Origin of the sequence: Burkholderia sp. NFPP32 (genome assembly GCF_900119325.1) — a bacterium.
Lineage (GTDB): Bacteria > Pseudomonadota > Gammaproteobacteria > Burkholderiales > Burkholderiaceae > Burkholderia > Burkholderia pyrrocinia_C.
This window is the reverse complement of sequence record NZ_FPJP01000011.1, coordinates 88,849-104,006: the sequence shown is the minus strand read 5'-3', so window position 1 is coordinate 104,006 and position 15,158 is coordinate 88,849. Positions and strand designations below refer to the sequence as shown.

The 15,158-nt window shown below is 65.1% G+C and carries 15 protein-coding genes; 11 read left to right on the top strand and 4 right to left on the bottom strand.

Annotated elements, in window-relative coordinates; translation table 11 throughout:
• Positions 1-140: 140 nt before the first annotated feature.
• A complete protein-coding gene (locus BT264_RS37525; protein ID WP_072440497.1) occupies positions 141-548 on the top strand; it encodes a MipA/OmpV family protein in 408 nt (135 codons plus the stop codon).
• A gap of 409 nt (positions 549-957) precedes the next feature.
• Positions 958-1,290, top strand: coding sequence for a cupin domain-containing protein (locus BT264_RS20975; protein ID WP_072440499.1), 333 nt, complete (start codon positions 958-960; stop codon positions 1,288-1,290).
• 163 nt (positions 1,291-1,453) lie between these two features.
• Here BT264_RS20975 and BT264_RS20970 read toward each other — a convergent pair whose 3' ends face one another.
• Positions 1,454-1,753, bottom strand: a complete 300-nt coding sequence (locus tag BT264_RS20970; protein ID WP_034182467.1) for an H-NS histone family protein — start codon at positions 1,751-1,753, stop codon at positions 1,454-1,456.
• 297 nt (positions 1,754-2,050) lie between these two features.
• Here BT264_RS20970 and BT264_RS20965 point away from each other — a divergent pair, with 297 nt between their 5' ends.
• The 3 genes from BT264_RS20965 to BT264_RS20955 all read left to right on the top strand — a co-directional run bounded on the left by BT264_RS20965 (position 2,051) and on the right by BT264_RS20955 (position 4,403).
• Positions 2,051-2,539, top strand: a complete 489-nt coding sequence (locus tag BT264_RS20965; protein ID WP_072440501.1) for a RidA family protein — start codon at positions 2,051-2,053, stop codon at positions 2,537-2,539.
• A gap of 96 nt (positions 2,540-2,635) precedes the next feature.
• Positions 2,636-3,688, top strand: coding sequence for an ankyrin repeat domain-containing protein (locus BT264_RS20960; RefSeq protein ID WP_072440503.1), 1,053 nt, complete (start codon positions 2,636-2,638; stop codon positions 3,686-3,688).
• Between the two features lie 463 nt (positions 3,689-4,151).
• Positions 4,152-4,403, top strand: coding sequence for a hypothetical protein (locus BT264_RS20955; RefSeq protein WP_072440505.1), 252 nt, complete (start codon positions 4,152-4,154; stop codon positions 4,401-4,403).
• A gap of 86 nt (positions 4,404-4,489) precedes the next feature.
• On the opposite strand, the gene BT264_RS20950 is transcribed toward BT264_RS20955, so the two are convergent.
• The gene (locus BT264_RS20950) at positions 4,490-5,647 is read right to left on the bottom strand and encodes a histidinol-phosphate transaminase (protein ID WP_072440507.1); all 1,158 of its coding nucleotides are present in this window, start codon (positions 5,645-5,647) and stop codon (positions 4,490-4,492) included.
• Positions 5,648-6,131: 484 nt separating this feature from the next.
• Between BT264_RS20950 and BT264_RS20945 the strand changes: the two genes are divergently transcribed.
• From BT264_RS20945 to BT264_RS20920, 6 genes are all read left to right on the top strand, one after another.
• A complete protein-coding gene (locus BT264_RS20945; RefSeq protein ID WP_072440509.1) occupies positions 6,132-7,223 on the top strand; it encodes a helix-turn-helix transcriptional regulator in 1,092 nt (363 codons plus the stop codon).
• A 458-nt stretch (positions 7,224-7,681) separates the two neighbouring features.
• Positions 7,682-8,668 (top strand): TRAP transporter substrate-binding protein, encoded by a 987-nt coding sequence (locus tag BT264_RS20940; protein ID WP_072440511.1) that lies wholly within the window; start codon positions 7,682-7,684, stop codon positions 8,666-8,668.
• Entirely contained in the window at positions 8,665-9,237 is a 573-nt protein-coding gene (locus BT264_RS20935; RefSeq protein WP_072440513.1) for a TRAP transporter small permease, read from the top strand. The genes BT264_RS20940 and BT264_RS20935 overlap by 4 nt, the downstream gene beginning before the upstream one ends.
• Before the next feature lie 4 nt (positions 9,238-9,241).
• On the top strand, positions 9,242-10,594 hold the full coding sequence (locus BT264_RS20930) for a TRAP transporter large permease (RefSeq protein ID WP_072440514.1): 1,353 nt from the start codon (positions 9,242-9,244) through the stop codon (positions 10,592-10,594).
• Positions 10,595-10,695: 101 nt separating this feature from the next.
• Complete coding sequence (locus BT264_RS20925) at positions 10,696-11,793, top strand: lactonase family protein (protein ID WP_072440516.1); 1,098 nt, start codon at positions 10,696-10,698, stop codon at positions 11,791-11,793.
• A 167-nt stretch (positions 11,794-11,960) separates the two neighbouring features.
• Complete coding sequence (locus BT264_RS20920) at positions 11,961-12,785, top strand: alpha/beta fold hydrolase (protein ID WP_072440518.1); 825 nt, start codon at positions 11,961-11,963, stop codon at positions 12,783-12,785.
• A gap of 64 nt (positions 12,786-12,849) precedes the next feature.
• Here BT264_RS20920 and proP read toward each other — a convergent pair whose 3' ends face one another.
• Complete coding sequence (proP, locus tag BT264_RS20915; protein WP_072467049.1) at positions 12,850-14,319, bottom strand: glycine betaine/L-proline transporter ProP; 1,470 nt, start codon at positions 14,317-14,319, stop codon at positions 12,850-12,852.
• A 530-nt stretch (positions 14,320-14,849) separates the two neighbouring features.
• Positions 14,850-15,107, bottom strand: a complete 258-nt coding sequence (locus BT264_RS20910; protein ID WP_072440524.1) for a DUF4148 domain-containing protein — start codon at positions 15,105-15,107, stop codon at positions 14,850-14,852.
• Positions 15,108-15,158: the final 51 nt, after the last annotated feature.

Below are 15,158 nucleotides of genomic sequence, written 5' to 3'. Positions count from 1 at the left end.
GCGCGGCATGTTCGTGTCCGCATCGATCGGCTACGCGGGCGGGCGCAAGGATTCGAACAGTTTTAGCGGGGAGGGTTCGGATTACCTGAAGGGCATGGGCAACGCGCCCGGTTCGGTGATCGCGCTAGCGGCGGGCAGGCGTGTGCGACAAAGAGGGTGTCGAACTGTCGGTGACGATCGATGCACCGATCACGCACACATCGCGCGGGTTCGCCGAACACATCGATCTGGCGGTGCCGCTGCTGCATGCGGGCAAGAATCAAATCGTCTTGACGGGAACCGCACACGCGGCGACAGGCCGTTATATGCAGCCATTTTATGGCGTGACGGATGCGCAGGCGGCGTCAAGCGGATTCCGGCCGTATTCATTGACCGGCGGATTTCATCACGCGTCGATGTCGTTCGCGTGGACGCGCGCAGTGTCGCAACATTGGTCGGTTGTTGCAACGACCGGGATATCGAGAATCCGTGGCCGCTACGGCGACAACCCCATCGTGCAGACGCGGAGCAATTACTATGGAGGTGCAGGCATCAATTTCCGATTCTGAAAGAGGCCGGGAAATTTCCCGGCTTTTACACTGCGGTTGAATGTCACAAAGTGGCCGGCGGTCATCTGAAGTGTTTCAGAACGGGGCTTTGGCTTGGTGATCCCGAATGGGTGCCGTGAACTTTCGCGTCTGCACTTGATATTTCAGAATGCTGCCATCCGGCACACCCAACTCATTGTTGGGGATTCGATCGTGCAGCTGAATGTTGGCGGGTCGATATGACGATCGAACCTGGAACGCGCGAATGGTGGGTCTACAAGCGGGATCCGTCGTTCAACGCCCATTCATCATCTTTTTGCGTGCATTCATCGACGCGTTTGTAAACAAGGCGACCGTTAGGCTACAGTGAACATTCCCGGCACTCTTGAACCTGCTTCCTTCAAACGAAGGCCAACGACGAGGTCAAACCATGCAACTTCAAACCGGCAACCTGTTCAGCGTCGAAGGGCAGCGCGGCGGCGACGAGCGGATCGACATCCTCGTCACGGGGCAGCGCCTGAATGTCGAGCGGATCGTGTCGATGGGGCACGCGAGTCCCGACGGGTTCTGGTATGACGACTCGCGCGCCGAATGGGTCGTGCTGCTGTCGGGGGCGGCCGTGCTCGAGTTCGAAGAGGGTTCGACGCGGCACGACATGCGCCCCGGCGATTACGTGCTGATCGAGCCGCATTGCCGCCATCGCGTCGCGTGGACGCATGAAGACGAGCAATCCGTCTGGCTTGCGATCTATTACGAACGCTGAAGAAAGTATTGGCGCGCGACGCAATCTGACGATTAGCCGGCGCGCCACGCGCTGAATGACACAAATCGCCATCAACCCGGAGCGGTCTTTGAATACCGCCGGTATCGATGCCCAATATCGCCGGACAGCGCGCTGAACCGCGCGCCGGTGCGCGTCGAGAACCTTATTCCTGGATCAGGAATCGATTGCGATTCTTCGCATCCTTGATCCATGCGGGCGCACGGCCGCGACCGGACCAGGTTGCCCCGGTCTTCGGGTCGCGATACTTTGCCTGCACGGGGGCTGCTGCTTGCTTGGCCGACCGGCCTCGACGTACGCCGAAAATGTCCTTCTCGGTAATGCCGAATTCCGCGACCTTGGCGCGGATGTCGTCGACGATCGACTGGAATTCCGCGGCGCGCGCTGCTTCGGCTTTCTCGGCCAAAGCTTCCATTTGGGCTTTCAGTTCCTTGTAAGTTGCCATATATCGCTCTTGGGGTTGTGTGTTCACACATGATAGCGGTTTCAATCGGAAATGATGAGGAAATTCTCTCCGACTACGAATTCCATCGGCGATATGGCGCGCAAGACTGCTTCGAACACCTGAAAAGTGCGTCGCATTTGGCGAACGCATACATGATTGCCGAGAAGCACAAACGGTCTGGCCACGTCTCTTTGGCCGTTCGAGGCGGAACCTAGAGGCGGAACCTATCCTTCGGGACACGCCCCCGAGACTCAATTATTCTTTATCTTTTTTTCGGAAGTATCGGGGAATTCACTGATGAACAGAGACGATAAGCTGATACGGGTTGCGGCCGAATTCGGATTCGATCCGGACGAGGAAATCAGGATCGGCGGAAAGTACACGCCGGTTCTGGTCGACGGGAGTACGGCCTATATTGCCGGCCAGATTCCGCGGGTGGGGGAAGTGGTGCATTTCGTCGGCGTCGTGGGCGAATCCGTTTCGCTGGATGACGGTCGCCGTGCGGCGGGAATATCGGCGCTGCGTGCGCTGTCGCTGATTCGCAAGCACTGCGGCACGCTCGATGCGATAGAGACGGTTCCGCGCATCACCGTGTACGTGCGGAGCGCACCCGGCTTCACGATGCAAAGCGAAGTGGCCGATGGTGCGTCCGACGTTTTGTATGCGGTGCTCGGCGATGCGGGCGTTCATACGCGTTCGTCGGTCGGCGTGCTGCAATTGCCGAAAGGTGCTTCGGTGGAAGCGGATTTCATTTTCCGGTTGCAGCGTAGCAATGCCGGTAGCTGATTCTCCGCGAGCCGGATTTCACGTGCAGGCAGCCTTGCGAAACACATTCAGACAACCGATGCATGATGCGTATTCTTGCGATGGCGGAGACTTGCAATGCCGAAAGCAAAAAAGAAGCTGCTACCGAAGGACTTCGAAACGTTGCTCGACGAAGGCAACCTCGCGAAGCTGCAGGCCGTGTTCGACACCTGCGACGTGAATGCGCGCGGCGGGGTCGGCAAACGGACGGCGCTGTCGTTCGACCGTTGCCCCGATGACCTTGCCCGCTGGCTGGTTGCGCGGGGCGCAGATATCGGAGCGGCCGACGCATACGGCAACACCGCGCTGCACGTGCGCGCCCGCAGCCGCCGCAGTCGTTTCGACGTGCTGCTCGAACTCGGCGCGGACGTTCACGATGACGGTGCATCGATCGGCACCGCACTGCACGCGGCGGCCGATTCGCGCAATGCGCAGTCCGCCCGCGTGCTGCTCGACCACGGTGCCCGCGTCGACGCGTTGAACCGCGACGGGCAGACGCCGCTCGAGCGCGCGCTGCGCACCTGCGGCAATGCGGATCTGGAACACATGGTCGCGCTCGCCGAGGTGCTGCTCGGCGCCGGCGCGGCGAGGACGCTGCCCATGCAGACCAGCGTCGCGGAGATCGGCGAGCGTTTCGAGTTCATGCGCGAGCGCTTCAACCCGGAGTCCGTCGATGCGGCCAGCGCCGCGCTGGAGCGGCTCTACACGCTGTTCGACGTGCCGCCGGTGCCGCGCCGTCAACTGCACGACGCGCGACGGCCGATCGTCGTCGCGGCCGGCACGTGGCAAGAGCAGCATCAGGCTTTGTGGACGCAACTGGTGCCGGGGGCCGGGCATGCAGCGACGGTGCAGGGCGAACTCATCCGGATCTCGGGCCGCATCGCGTACGAACTCGACCACAACGGCGGCTGCAACTGGGACGCGGACTTCCGGAAGATGGCCGATGCGTTCGCGGCATTCGTGCGCACCGGCACGCCGCTGCCGTCGGCCGATTTGTCGGACGTGGAAGCGGTCGTGCACGACGTCAAGCGCCAGTCCGGCGATCCGGCGCAACTGTGCCGGTTCGCCGTCGCATGGGTGCGCCTGAACCCCGATCCGGTCAAACTCGAGCCGCCGCCTTATCGGCGGTAACCGCGCTCCGTCGTGCACGGGGCGAGATCCGTTCGGGCACGCTGAAAATCCCCGTTTCCGACTCGCCCGACAACAGCGCACCGGCGGCAGGCCGTTCGAGTCGGGCGCTATCGCGCAGCAGCGCCGGCGGGCAGCCGCGTGCTCGCCGGCCATTCCGCTTCCCGTCATTTCCTGAAACCGCCACTTCCCCGATTTCGACCGGCATCCCCACTTTTGGGGATGCCGGCGCCGGGCAGTCCGCCTACGATTGGCAGCAGGGCATCGGGGATGGATGTAACCGGAACGCACGGACAGGGTCGCCATTCCGTGTCGAATGCCGGCAAGGCCCACGCAGTCGACTGACACAGGCTGGGCGTACGCTGACGGGCAACGTGTGCGGTGCATCATGCCTCACTGCATCGCCGCACGATGGCGCGTTGATGACGGAAGGCCTGATGTCGCATTTCGGGGAATTTCAATCAATATGCTGGCACGAGACTATGTAGAACGAGAGCTTTCTCACATCCAGAGAATGGTGGCTCTCCTGGACAGCGAGACGATCGCTGACGACGTGTCGATGTCGGGCGCCGCACGCGTGAGGCACCCGAGTTACTGGCGAGGGCGGATCGAGGAACTGCTGTCGACGCCCGACGTGCCGCGTCACCTCAGAAAGCTCAGCGAAACGGTGCTCGCGAAAATCGACGAGATGGAATCGCGATACGTGGCGATGAAGTAAGCGCATCGTTGGTCATTGCACCGACACGCGCCGGCCGCCGCGACGGGCGACGTGGCCGGCACGGCGCACCCGAACGGGCGCGATCATCAAACGTCGCTCTCCATCGCGCCATCGACCGCATGGTCCGCTGCCTGTTCGTTCGCCATCACCGCAAGCAACGCCGCGCGAAACGCGGCCATCTCCGCCGCGGTGCCGATGGACACGCGCAGGTATTCCGGCGGGCCGGACTCGCGAATCAGGACGCCGTGGCGCAGGAGCCCGCTCCAGATCCGGTGGCGATCGGCAAACTTGCCGAACATCACGAAGTTGGCGTCCGAATCGGCCACGGTGAAACCCTGGCTGCGCAGCCAGCAAACGATTGCGTCGCGCTCGGCCTTGATCGCGTCGACCTGCGACAGCATCTCGTCACGCGCGACCAGCGCCGCGCAGGCGGCCGCCTGCGTAAAGGCGGACAGGTGATAGGGCAGCCGAACCAGCTTCAGCGCTTCGACGATCGCAGGCGCGCATGCGCAATACCCGACGCGGCCGCCCGCGAACTTGAACGCCTTGCTCAGCGTGCGGGTAACGACGAGCCGCGGATGGTCGGGCAGCAGCGTCACCGCGCTGCGGACGCCTTGGCGCCGGAACTCCGCATACGCTTCGTCGACGACCACCACGCCCGGCGCGGTGTCGAGAATGGCGCGGATATCGTCGACGGGAAGCGCGGTCCCGGTCGGGTTGTTCGGCGAAGTCAGCAGAATCACGCTCGGCCGATGCGCGCGGATGCTGTCGATCGCCTGATGCAGATCCAGCGCGAAATCCTCGGTACGCGGCAACGTATGCAGGCGAGTGAAGGTCGTGCGGCAGTATTCGTCGTACATCGGATACGCGGGCGTAAAGGCCAGCGCCGCTCGCCCCGGGCCGCCAAACGCCTGAAGAATCTGCTGGATCACTTCATTCGAACCGTTGGCTGCCCAGACGCTCGATGCGTCGATCGTCACGCCTGTATCGTGCGTCAGATAAGCGGCCAGATGCGCGCGCAGCTCGGCAAAGTCGCGGTCGGGATAGCGGTTCGCCTGTCGCGCCGCGTCGGCCACGGCAGTCGCGATGCGCTCGACGAGCGATGGCGACGGCGGATACGGATTCTCGTTGACGTTCAGGCAGACCGGCACGTCGAGTTGCGGCGCCCCGTAAGCGTGCTGCAACCTGAGATCCTCCCTGAGCGGCAAATCCGACAGGGACACTTCTTTCCACGGTCGTTGCATTGGAAACACTCCGTACGTTATCGATTGATCGGCGCAGCAGGTTTTTAAGGCGACAAAAAACAAAAAAGGCGCCAGAGGCGCCTTGGTTGTCGTCTTGATCGGGAAAGCCCCGATTCAAGTGCTAGATGCGAAACGATCCACGGCGCAACAAAGGGCGTCCGTGGTGATGGTGCAGGTGGGTCGTCGCGTTTCGGATCTTCATGCGCTGCATCATGACATACGCCGATCCTGATGAATAGCCTGCGTCGTGATGAATTCCGCGGAATGCGCGCTGCAATCCCGATCGGCGTCGTCGAGTGCCAGGGTCCGTCATTTGCGCGGAAAGGAACCGAAAGCTTGTTGAGAATGGCCATTACGTCTGACGATAAGCGGTAACAAACGTGGTATTCCGAATCAAATGCGCACCGATAATTTGAACAATGCCGCTGGTTGAGTAAGATTCGCGCAAGACGTTCGACAAAAACGCACGGCGCGGGGTAGCCAGATGCAACGGAACGGATTGATTCCATCGGCATGGATCGATGACATCTACGCTGCGGCACTGGGCGATCAGCGATGGGAAACGGCGCTGGACGGGCTGCGATCGACGGTCGGCGTGCGCATGGCCACGCTGCTGTCGTTCGACGACGCGGCGAGGGTGCCGGCGATCGAGCAGGCGGCCGGCGACGACGCGTCGTGGGTCGCCGCGTGTTATCACACCTACAACACCGAGTTCTACCGGTACGACCCGGTCGTGCCGGTCGCCGGCAACTGGCCGGCGGGCCGCTGGTTCGAGGACGTCAAGCACCTGTCCCCGCGACAGCGCACACACGGCGTGTTCTATCAGGAATTCCTGCGTCCGTATGGGCTCGGCAGCATCTCGGGCCTGTATATCCATCGCGAAGCGGGGGCCGGCGCATTCCTCAGCGTACAGAGCGGCCCCGAATCGCAAGGGCTATCCGGCGATCAGCGCCGCACGATCGAAATCATGGGTACGCATATCAGCCGCGCGCTGCGGATCCAGGCGCGCATCGGGGAACTCGAGGCACGCGTGGCCGCTGCGGAATCGGCGCTCGATGCGATTCCGGTACCGGTGTTCCTGCTCGGCGCGCATCGCGAACTGCTTTATACGAATCGCGCGGCCGATCAACTGATCGCGGCGGAACCGGCAATGCGGATCGTGAACGGGCGCTTCGCGCCGGAAGGCTGCGTCGACGATGCGCAATGGCGGCACGCGTTCGCGTGCGGCGGGTTGCTGCTGCGCCGTGCGACGGACGAACGGTTGTCGCTCGCGCTGATGCCGATTCCCGAACAGTCGCGCCTCCTGCGTGAACGGCCCGGCGTCGCGGCACTGATGACGGCCGCCGACCTGCGTTCGCCGGCGGCCCGCGCGCAGCGGCTGCGCGTGTTCTACGGGCTGTCGTCGGCCGAAGCCGATCTCGCCGCGCTGCTGTGCTGCGACGGGCTGTCGCCGCAGGAATGCGCGGCGCTGCGCGGCGTGTCGATCGGCACGGTTCGCGCGCAGATCAAATCGATCTACGCGAAGACGGATGTGGCACGCGCGGCGCAACTGACGTCGCTGGTCATGCAGACGTGACGGCGCGGCAAGCGCCCGCGCTTGCACGGATTCCTCCCGAACCTTCGTCGGTCCGCCGCACACGATGCGTGTGCCGGCACGTGCTCTTGGCCGCACGCGGGCGTGCTTGCGTCGTGGTCAGTCATCCTATAACGAAAGCAACCGAAGCGAAAGATTGCTTTCCGGCGTCGGGAAACCAGCCATGCGGGCACCTGACTCAAACGCGGACCCATTTCCGGAAAACGTTTCGCCGAAAACCGCCAGAACAGAGAACGCGATTCCACGACTTCTGCCGAAAACCCCAGCGGTAGTGATTATAGGGGTATGCACCAAGTGAGTTAAACGATTAACCGACGTACATTCGCGTCAACACATCATACGACGTATGACTCTGCGGCTCAGGGGAGAGCGCATCGCCGCCGAACGCGCATGCCGACGGATCGCCGCACAACAACGAACGACCATCAAGGAGACTCACCATGAAGCATCGATTCACCGGTTCCCGTACCGCACTGGCCGTCGCGCTGCTGGCCGGCTTCGCGATGTCCGCGCAGGCGCGCGTGTTCCGCTCGGCGGACGTGCACGGCGACAACTTCCCGACCAACATGGCGGTGAAGTTCATGGGCGACGAACTGTCGAAGCAGACGGGCGGCAAGGATTCGATCAAGGTGTTCGGCAACAGCGCGCTCGGTTCCGAAAAGGACACGGTCGACCAGGTCCGGATCGGCGCGATCGACATGGCGCGCGTGAACGGCGCGTCGTTCAACGAGATCGTGCCGGAATCGCTGATCCCGTCATTCCCGTTCCTGTTCCGCGACGTCGATCATTTCCGCAAGGCGATGTACGGCCCGGCCGGCCAGAAGATCCTCGATGCGTTCACCGCGAAGGGGATGATCGCGCTGACGTTCTACGAGAGCGGCGCGCGCTCGATCTACGCGAAGCGCCCGGTGCGCACGCCGGCCGACATGAAGGGGCTGAAGGTGCGCGTGCAACCGTCCGACCTGATGGTCGACGAGATCAGGGCGATGGGCGGCACGCCGACGCCGATGCCGTTCGCCGAGGTATACACGGGCCTGAAGACGGGCCTCGTCGACGCGGCGGAAAACAACCTGCCGTCGTACGAGGAAACGAAGCACTACGAAGTGGCGCCCGACTATTCGGAGACGCAGCACGCGATGACGCCTGAAGTGCTGGTGTTCTCGAAGAAGGTCTGGGACACGCTGTCGCCGCAGGAGCAGGCGGCGATCAGGAAGGCGGCGGCCGATTCGGTGCCGTACTACCAGAAGCTGTGGACCGCGCGCGAGGCGTCCGCGCAGCAGGCGGTGGCGAAGGGCGGCGCGAAGATCCTGCCGGCCGCGCAGATCGACCGCGCGGCGTTCGTGAAGGCGATGCAGCCGCTGTGGACGAAGTATGAAAAGACGCCGCAGATGAAGCAGATCGTCGACGAGATCGAGGCGACCAAGTGACGCGTCGCACTTCCCTGAACAGCGCGGCGGCCGCTAGTTCGCCGGCCGCCGCCCCGGACGGCGCGGCGCCGGCGCGGCCGCACGCCGCGCCGCTCCTGCGCTGCGTGAACGACGTGCTGTTCCGCGTGCTGGCCGTGATCGCGTCGGCCTGTCTCGCGGTGCTGACGATGCTGGTGTTCTACGCGGTGGTGATGCGCTACGTGTTCGAGAACGCACCGGATTTCGTCGAGCCGATCGCGCTGCTGCTGGTGATCGTGATCGCGATGTTCGGCGCGGCGATGAAGGTGCGCGACGGCGGCCATATCGGCCTCGATTCGCTCGTGTGCCGGCTGCCGCCGAACGCGCGCACCGCGGTCGTCGCGATCCAGCACCTGAGCCTGATCGCGTTCGCGATCGCGATCATGGTCGGCTGCGGCAGCATGGCCGCCGAGACGATGGGCGACCGCATTCCGATCATCGGGCTGCCCGAAGGCGTGCGCTACCTGATCACGATGCCCGCGGCGGTCGCGATCATCCTTTTCTCGCTCGAGCACCTGCTCGCGCTTCGTCGTTCTTCGTCGGGACAATAACGCCATGGAACTAGCGATCCTGTCCGTCAGTTTTCTGATTTTCCTCGTGCTCGGCGTGCCCGTGTCGTTCGCGCTCGGGATAGCCTGCGTGCTGACCTATATGGTGGAAGGCTTGCCGATCGCGACCGCGATGCAGGCGATGATCTCGGGGATGAATGCGTTCTCGTTCCTCGCGGTGCCGTTCTTCATCTTCTCGGGCGAGCTGATGCTGCACGGCGGCATCGCGGACCGGATCCTGCGCTTCGCGCAGGCGACCGTCGGCCATTTCCGCGGCGGCCTCGGGATGGCGAACGTCGTCGCGTGCACGCTGTTCGGCGGCGTGTCGGGCTCGCCGACCGCCGATACGTCGGCGATGGGCGGCGTGGTGATTCCGCTGATGAAGCGCGAAGGCTACAGCGCCGCGTACGCGGTCAACGTGACGACGCATGCGTCGCTCGCGGGCGCGCTGATGCCGACGTCGACCAACATGATCATCTATGCGTTCGCCGCGCAGGGGATCACGGGGATGCTGCACGGCCAGCCGGTGAGCGGCGTGTCGATCGGCGACCTGCTGTTCTCGGGGCTGCTGCCCGTGCTGTGGGTGATGGGCTTCGTGCTCGCGGCCGCGTACTGGCAGGCCGTGCGTCACGGCTATCCGCGCCGTGCGGACGGCTCGTCCGCGCTGCCCGCGTTTCCCGGCTGGTATGCGGTGCTGCGCAGCTTCGTCGGCGCGGTGCCCGGGCTGATGGTGATCGCAATCATCCTCGTGTGCGTCGCGAAGGGGATTGCAACCGCGACCGAAGCGGCCGCGATCGCCGTCGTGTACTCGCTCGTGCTGACCGCGATCGTCTACCGCACGCTGACGGTCGAGAAGCTGCGCCGCGCGCTGTCGCATGCGGCGCGTACGACGGGTGTCGTGCTGCTGCTGATCGCGGTGTCCAACATGCTGCGCTTCCAGATGTCGTACCTGGAGATCCCGGATGCGATCGAAGGGCTGCTGAAGCAGTCGACCGCAGCGCCCTGGCTGATGCTGCTGTACATCAACATCATCCAGGTGTTCCTCGGCACGTTCGTCGACATGGCCGCGCACATCCTGATCACGACGCCGCTGTTCCTGCCGATCGCGATGGCGTGCGGCGTCGGGCCGGTGCAGTTCGGGATCATGCTGCTGCTGAACTGCTCGCTCGGCCTCGTGCATCCGCCGATCGGCTCGGTGCAGTTCGTCGGTTGCGCGATCGGCAACGTGTCGATCGGCGAGACCACGAAGATGGCGTGGCCGTACTACCTCGCGATCTTCAGTGCGATCAACATCGTCACGTACATGCCGTTCTTCTCGACCTGGCTGCCGAGCGTCATCAGCGGGCACGCGGTGTTCTGATCGCGCGTTGCGCTTGTCTTCACCCGTCGCGGCGCCGGACGACCGAGGTTGTCCGGCGCCGCAGTTGCATGTGTCGTTCGCTTTCCTTCACCTGAAGACTCATGAACACGAAAACACTCCGGCGCGCCGTTGCCGTTGCCGCGGCCGCATTCGGGATGGTCGCGTCGCTCGCGCACGCGGCGACGTATGCGTACATATCGAACGGCGACAGCCGCGACATCTCGGTGTTCGGCATCGACACGTCGAACGGCGCGCTGACCGCGATCGAAACCGTACCGGTCGGCGGCACCGTGATGCCGATGGCGCTGTCGCCCGATCATCATCGCCTCTATGCGGCGCTGCGCTCGACGCCGTACCGCGTCATCAGCTTCGCGATCAACCCGCTCGACGGACGGTTGATCGAGCTCGGCCGCGCGCCGCTCGCCGACAGCATGGCTTATGTCTCGACGGATGCGTCGGGCCGCTATCTGTTTTCGGCGTCGTATGGCGGCAACCTGCTCGCAGTGAACCGGATCGACGCGAACGGCGTCGCGGCCGACGTGCAGCAGACGGTGAAGACCGGCCCGATGGCGCACGCGATCCGTCAATCGCCGGACGGCCGCCACGCGTTCGCGTCGGTGCTCGGTGCCGATGCGTGGCTGCGGCTGCCGTTCGATGCGTCGACGGGGACGCTGACCGACGTCGCGACGCCGGCGTACCGGCTGCCGGAGAAATCCGGCCCGCGCCATTTCGTGTTTTCGTCGAACGGGCGCTTTGCATACCTGATCGACGAACTCGACGGCAAGCTGCACGTGCTCGCGCTGTCGCGCGGCGGCGCGGATGTGCGGCCGATCCAGGCCGTATCGATCCTGCCGCCGGATTTCCATGGCGACAAGCCGTGGGGCGCGGACCTGCACCTGACGCCGGACGGGCGATTCCTGTATGCGTCGGAGCGCACGTCGAGCACGCTCGCCGCATATCGCGTCGACGCCGCGTCGGGCAAGCTCGCGCGGATCGGCACGTTCGCCACCGAGAAGCAGCCGCGCGGCTTCGGCATCGACCCGTCGGGCAACTATCTGCTCGCGGCCGGGCAACTGTCGCCGACGCTTGCCGTCTACCGGATCGACCGCGGCACGGGCCGCCTCGACGAAATCGGCAAATACCCGGTCGGCAAGGGTGCGAACTGGGTGGAGATCGTCACGTACGACGGGACGAACTGACTGGCGGCATACGGCGCGGCGTTTTCGTCGCTGCACGATATGCGGCTCGTCACACGCACGTCCGCTACCTGTGCGATGATGCGCCGCTTTGCGTTCGTCGCAGCACGCCGCAGACCGCGGCGCCCGCTTCCGGGCCGCTGCCGATCGTGTTGACATCCGGAGACGACATGCCCGCACACACCATTCATGGCAGTACCCTGCATTACCAGGACCACGGCACCGGATTTCCGGTACTGCTCGGGCACAGCTATCTGTGGGACGCGGCGATGTGGGCGCCGCAGATCGACGCGCTGTCGCGCAAGTATCGCGTGATCGTGCCGGACCTGTGGGGGCATGGCGCATCGGGCGCATTGCCGGAGGGAACCCAGACGCTCGACGATCTCGCCGCGCACGCGAGCGCGCTGCTCGACGCGCTGGAGATCGAACAATGTGCGGTCGTCGGCCTCAGCGTCGGCGGTATGTGGGGCGCGCTGCTCGCGTTGCGCGAACCGCAGCGCGTCCGCTCGCTCGTGCTGATGGATGCGTCGCTGGAGGCCGAGCCCGATGCGACGCGCCTGCGCTACTTCGGCATGCTCGATGCGATCGCCGCCGCGGGCCGCATCGCGCCGCCGCTGCTCGACGCGATCGTGCCGCTGTTCTTCCGGCCGGACGTCAATCCGGCGGACCCGGTGCCGACCGCGTTTCGCGACGCGCTGGCGAACCTGCCCGCCGACCGGCTGCGGCAATCGATCGTCCCGCTCGGCCGGTTGATCTTCGGCCGGCCCGACACGCTGCCGGCGCTCGCCGGCCTGGACGCCGAGCGCACGCTGCTGATGTGCGGCGCGGGCGACATGGCGCGCCCGCCGTCGGAAACCGTGAAGATGGCGAGCGTGATCGGCTGCGCGCATGCGCTGGTGCCGGATGCCGGCCACATCTCGAATCTGGAAAATCCCGCGTTCGTCACGCGCGCGCTGCTCGACTGGCTCGAAGGGCAGCGGTTGTCGTCGAACTGACGTACGCACGCGCGGGCGACGCCGGCGGCACCTGCCGCGCGGCGCCGCATCACGCCGAACCGCGTCACGCGCGCTCGCTGACCGGCGTGAATTTCCTGCCTGGCACGCGGGCTTGTTCGGCACCGCCGCGAACGAGGCTCAGCGCTTCCGCACGGCTCGACACGCACGGCCCGGAACCGGGCAGCGGCTGGCGCGCAGTTTCGCGCAGCGCGAGCACCGACACGATGCCGATGAACGACGCGCCCATCAGGTAGTACGCGGGCATCATCAGGTCGCCGGTGCGATCGACCAGCCACGCGGTGACGAGCGGCGTCGTGCCGCCGAACAGCGATACCGACACGTTGAAGCCGATCGCGAGCGCGCCGTAGCGGATCCGCGTCGGGAACAGCGCCGGCAGCGCCGACGGCATCACGCCCGTGAACGTCGACAGCAACGTGCCGTAGATCAGCATCCCGCCGAACACGGGCAGCATGCCGCCGGTGCGGATCAGCATCAGCGCCGGCACCGACAGCACGAGCAGGCCCACGCAGCCGGCCATCATCACCGGCTTGCGGCCGACCTTGTCCGACAGATGCCCCGCATACAGCGTCATCGGCATCATCAGCACCATCACCAACAGCACCATGAACAGGCTGTGCGATTCGCGCAAGTGCAGCGTCGCCGACAGGTAGCTCGGCAGATACGACAGCGCCATGTAGTCGGTCACGTTGAAGATCAGCACGAGGCCGACGCATTGCAGCAGCGGCTTCCATTGTTCGGCGAGCAGCGTCGCGAAGCCTTGCTTCGGCCGCGCGCGTTCGTCCGCCTCGCGTGCTTCGGCTTCCTTCTTGAATGCGGGCGTTTCCTCGAGCTTCAGCCGGACGTAGAGGCCCACGAGGCCGAGCGGCCCGGCGATGAAGAACGGCACGCGCCAGCCCCACGACAGCAGCGCGTCCTGCGACAGCGTCGCGGTCAGCAGCGCGACCGTCGCCGCGCCGAGCGTATAGCCGATCAGCGTGCCGAATTCGAGGAAGCTGCCCATGAAGCCGCGGCGCTTGTCGGTCGAGAATTCGGCGATGAAGGTGGCCGCGCCGCCGTATTCGCCGCCGGTCGAGAAGCCCTGCACGAGGCGGGCGACGAGCAGCAGCGCGGGCGCCATGATGCCGATCGACGCGTAGCTGGGGATCAGGCCGATCGCGAAGGTGCCGGCGGCCATCATGATCATTGTCGCGGCGAGCACGCGCTGGCGGCCGATGCGGTCGCCGAGCGGGCCGAACACCATGCCGCCGAGCGGGCGCACGAGGAATGCGGCCGCGAACGTGCCGAAGGTCGCGAGCAACTGCGCGGACGGGCTGCTGGACGGGAAGAACACCTTGCCGAGCGTGACGGCGATATAGCTGTACACGCCGAAGTCGAACCATTCCATCGCATTGCCGAACGCCATTGCGCCCACCGCGCGCTTGAGGACGGCAGGGTCGACGATCGTGATGTCGTCCAGCTTGACGGACTTGCGCGAAGACCGGGCTTTCGCGGGGTGCGCTTGCGACTGGCTCAATGAACTCTCCTGGAATTGCCTTGGCGGTCAGCCGGGCGGACATGCGACGAAGTAGTGCGGGCCGATGGACAGCGAAGGCGGATGTCTAGGGGGGCCTCGATGTCGGTGGGATGACGCGCGCAGCGGGCGACACCGGGCAGGCGTGTTGTGCGAACCAGTTTAGAGAATCGGGCGCAACCGGCTATCGGTCATGCGCCCGCAATTCGGTCGTAAACGACACGGGTTCGAGCGCTGCGTGTGGTGCCGGATCGGGCGTTTGCGAGCGGGCTTCGCTACCGGGCCGCGTACGACATGGCGCAGCGAAACGCGCCGTGGCAGCGGTTGGCGCATCGATATCGAAGGGGCGAGCGGGCCGTGCACGAACCCGCAGCGTGCCTGGCGCGATCGTTCGACCGGCGCGCGCCAGTTGGTCTTCGGATGGCCTGGCGATGAAGAAACGGGCCAGTGCGCGGGCCTTGGCGTCGGGTGCAAGTGCATCGTGGGCCGGCCCGACATCCGGCTGTCGGCCGGATGCCGGTGACATGCCGCGATCAAGTTCCGGCCGAAGCCGTCGCGATCGGCGTCGCGTCGTGATGCTGGATCGCGTAAATCTGGCGATTTCGCGCGATCTCCGCGTGCGACGGCGGATAGTCGTTCCGGTTCGACGGCAGCAGGCCGTCGGCTTCGGCATCGATCAGTTGCTGGCGCACTTCGGCGCGCGTGAGCGGCGCCTGCGTGGACTGGGCGAAGGCCTGCGCGCCGAACGGCAGGCTCAGCGTGGCAACGACGAAAGCGGCGACGAGTTTCATGACGGCTCCTGGATGGATGAGTGAACGGGCGAGTGGGGGTAGGCCCACGCT